Raw genomic sequence first — 3,642 nt, 5'->3', positions numbered from 1 at the left:
TTTTGTAATAATTTTTAGTAGTTTCTATAGCAGTTTCTGTTTAATTTCTGAGCAGTTTCTAGCTAATTTCTGCTTAATTCCTAAGCAGTTTGAAAATTAGTTTTTGTGCTAGTAGAGCCAGTAGACGCAGTTTTTGTTAATTTCTAGCCAGTTTCTGAGCAGTTTCTAATCCAGTTTCTACGTCAGTTTGAAAATCGTTTTTTAAGTCAGTTGTTGGATTTTTTTGCACAAGGATTTTAACTCCATAATAAGGGTGGCATTGGTGGCGTGTGCTGCCAAAGAAAAGTTATCTACCATCGCTTGATTTTCGTCTGTCTCCAACCAATCGTCTTCAAAAATACCGTTGTTGAGAATGCGAATTTCGTGGGCTTTTAGTTTTTGGATTTGTGCTTTAATTAAGCCTATCACAATTGTTTTGTCAATCGGTTGTGGATGGTCGGTTTGGGCATTGCCCAAGTGTTGTTTTTTCATACGTTACTTTTTTTAGAATAGAATATTTTATATCTGTAAAAGTATTGTATGCGTTTGGGATTGGAAAGTTTTGTTACTCAGGCAGGGGAATTTTGTGGCGTATATTTGGAGGTTGGGGATTACCTTGATTATATAATTCTTAATAAATGAAATGTACTTGTATTGTAGAGTTGTATATTTGTGGTATATGTATGTAATATGATTAGCCATTAAAAATCAAAAAAAGCTAAACCACATGAGATTACTTTTAGTTTTGTTATTCAAACTTTGTATCGTTTCTGCAGTGACCTCTCAAGAGATTTCGAAGTCCAATGCAATAGAAATAGCCAATAAACTATTTGAAGTAGAAATACTTTCTGAAAAGGGAAAACAACTTCTTGTAAAGACAATTAAAGGAAATAATTTTCAAAATACTCGCTTTCCTGAATCAACTTCATCAAAAACGGTAAATAAAGAATCAATAATCAAATTTCTTTATCAGGCTTTTATCAACGATTATTATTATCGTTCAGGTATAATTGAACAATTACGGTTTTTCCAAGAAAATAATCTCACAAATCCAAGAGACTTAATGTTAAAAGCCGATTATCAATTGCCTCCTGATGAATACGAAGCTAAATTCTTAGAAGCTCAAAAAGAGTTTGAAAGAAAGTCCATAGAATTGCAAAAAATATTCGAAGAAAAAATGAAAAACTTCAAAGGGTATCAAATTGAAGAAAAAATCAAAGATGAAGAAAATATCATTCAGGAAGGTATGGGGTTTACAATGTTACCTTCAAGAATGATAGGTTCTGGTCTTAATACAGTAAAAGAATTTGAGCTTATTCACGAAAAAAGAAGTGTTTTAGGCAAAACATGTATAAAGACATTGAACGACTTTAATGAAATTGGACTAATTAATGAAAACGTATTCCAAGATGTTCTAAAGGCGATCAAAAACAAAGAAGTTTTCATAGAATTTTTTATGGTACAAAAGTGCACTGATAGAATGCATTACTATAATCAATATGAGACTAATAAATCAAGACAAATTGAATTATTGAGAAGTTTGAAAAATATTAAATTAATATCTGATAAAGATTTTGAAGAAATAAATACCTCTTATAGAAAATGGGAATTAAAAGAAAAATTTGAATTTCTCCGTTATTGCAAGAAAGCTAAAACTTTCAATTTGGAGGATTACCCTAATAATCCTATAAAAGCATTCCCTCTAATATTTGAAGAAATAAAGAATATCGTTCCCAATTTTAATTATAAAAATCTTACGGTTACACTCACAAAAGAAGATGACCAATATAGCTATGGCTTGATTGAAGTAAAGATTAATATTTCATTAGAAGTTAATGGGAAGATTTATTCAAAAACTAGTTTCTACGATTTTGTAAACGTCATTCCCAATGAAGAAATACAAATAGATACCTCTCTCAAAATTCTTCACGAAATTCAATCTATTGTGAATAAGGTATTAGTGGATCAAGATTCCAAAGAACGTCTTTATTTTGCTAATAAAAGAGGAAATTACTCAGCATATAATAATAAAGAATTTGGTCTAATTTTGATGAATGAACGGGAATATAAGGCTTGGGGGAATCTTGATCCATATTTTTTATCTCAAGAGAATCATGATAATTCTTTAAATAGTAAAAATATTGATGAGATTATCAAAGATTTATTAAAAATGGGATTGTTCAAGCATTTATCAAATAAAGAGATTATTGATTCGAAAGAAAAAATAAAAACTAGCGCTATAGAAAGATTTCAAGATTTACTTATCCATTTCCCAAAAACGATTGTTTACTTTGATTGGGAGACTGGTAATCTTGAAAATCCATATGAAGAACTAACGAAAGAATTTAGAGAAGCTTCTAGAGGTGCGTTTAATCCAAGAAATATTATTGATGAATTTGAGAAAAGCTGGGGAAACACTTCGACTCTGTTTTCTTTTGAGTTCAAAGGAAAAAAATATGAAGCTAATCTTTTGATGAATAGAGATTGGCTTGATCCTGAATTTATGGAGTTGATTGAAAAAGCTCTTGTTGAGAATAAAGTTGATGGAAGAATATATCCTTGTATTAGTGATGGTCAGGTTGGAGGATACATATTTCTAAGTAAAAAACAGTATCAAAAACTCAATAAAAAATATCCTCAATTTTTTGAAGGGGTTTACTCTTACTAAAGCAAAACTAATTTTGGTCTCCTATTAGTAAGGGAGAAAACTCATATGTATAGTTGGTACTATTCTAGAACAATTCATCTTAAAAAAGAAAAGACCTTGCACGTATTCCCATTCGTGCAAGGTCTAAATCACCCCAATTAAAACCCAAATTTATCTTTAGAAGGTTTAGCGGTGAAAGATTGGACTTGTACGTATTATTCCGCTTCGCTCCATGAGCTTTGCAGGTTCCCATCCGTACAAGTCCTAAATCACCCCAACTGCGCTTGCGCACTCACGCAGTAATTAAAACCCAAATTTATTAGTAGTTAGTTATGATCACTTTTGATACACTTACTATAAATGCCAAAGCAATGCCAAGAAATAAAAACATTTAATAATAAGGGTTTTATATATTTAATTATATTATAATTTATTCTATTTTGAAAATAGAACCTAAAATGGGAAGCCTTCTAAAAATGTTTCCGCATCTGCAGCAGCAACTTATCAAACAAAGGCACCACTGTTTTTAACTCAGTAGGTGTCATATATTGGATAGCATGATACTTCGTTTTGGTCAAAAAGATATTTTGAATCTTCATCTCCTGGAGTTTGTAACCAACATACTGCTCAAAGAGCCGAGCAAAGATTTCATTTCTTCTCAAGAAGTAATCTAGATATTGTTTAGGAATTGCTTTTCGAATACGTCTCACATAACTAGAATCCGCTGTTTTGCTCTTGTCCCAATACGCCTTTTCAAGAATCTCCTCCATCCAGTAACGCATGGGCATTTTAGCGGCATCGTAAGTGATGCGTCTAGGATCTGTCGAGCGACCATCAGATAGTGCATATACTTTGGGGTTCGCCTCTACCCTAGCGCCAAAAAAATAATCCAGAAAATGACCATACTCATGTGCAAAGGATCCCACGCCGCCAGAAAAGACAAAGCGGACTTTTTTCTCGGTAGGTTCATCAAAACGGTTCTCTTCGTAGTAACGAGTGAGATTGATAATATTGGT

At 32.0% G+C, this 3,642-nt stretch carries 3 protein-coding genes; 1 reads left to right on the top strand and 2 read right to left on the bottom strand.

Annotated features, from left to right (window positions below; genetic code table 11):
- Positions 1 to 201: 201 nt before the first annotated feature.
- Positions 202 to 471: a hypothetical protein gene (locus CG11_RS28840; protein ID WP_052600371.1), complete on the bottom strand. Its 270-nt coding sequence runs from the start codon at positions 469 to 471 to the stop codon at positions 202 to 204.
- 235 nt (positions 472 to 706) lie between these two features.
- Here CG11_RS28840 and CG11_RS28835 point away from each other — a divergent pair, with 235 nt between their 5' ends.
- Positions 707 to 2,647: a hypothetical protein gene (locus tag CG11_RS28835; RefSeq protein ID WP_052600370.1), complete on the top strand. Its 1,941-nt coding sequence runs from the start codon at positions 707 to 709 to the stop codon at positions 2,645 to 2,647.
- A gap of 449 nt (positions 2,648 to 3,096) precedes the next feature.
- Here CG11_RS28835 and CG11_RS30750 read toward each other — a convergent pair.
- On the bottom strand, positions 3,097 to 3,642 hold a 546-nt coding region (locus CG11_RS30750; protein WP_197044012.1), incomplete at its 5' end, for an LPD1 domain-containing protein.

This window comes from Aureispira sp. CCB-QB1 (assembly GCF_000724545.1).
Classification (GTDB): domain Bacteria; phylum Bacteroidota; class Bacteroidia; order Chitinophagales; family Saprospiraceae; genus Aureispira.
The sequence above is the reverse complement of the archived record's forward strand: the minus strand, read 5'-3'. Positions and strand labels throughout refer to the sequence as shown.

Excerpts from the sequence above, each read along its gene's own strand:
- CG11_RS28840 (WP_052600371.1), bottom strand. The coding sequence starts at position 471 with ATGAAAAAACAACACTTGGGCAATGCCCAAACCGACCATCCACAACCG.
- CG11_RS28835 (WP_052600370.1), top strand. The coding sequence starts at position 707 with ATGAGATTACTTTTAGTTTTGTTATTCAAACTTTGTATCGTTTCTGCA.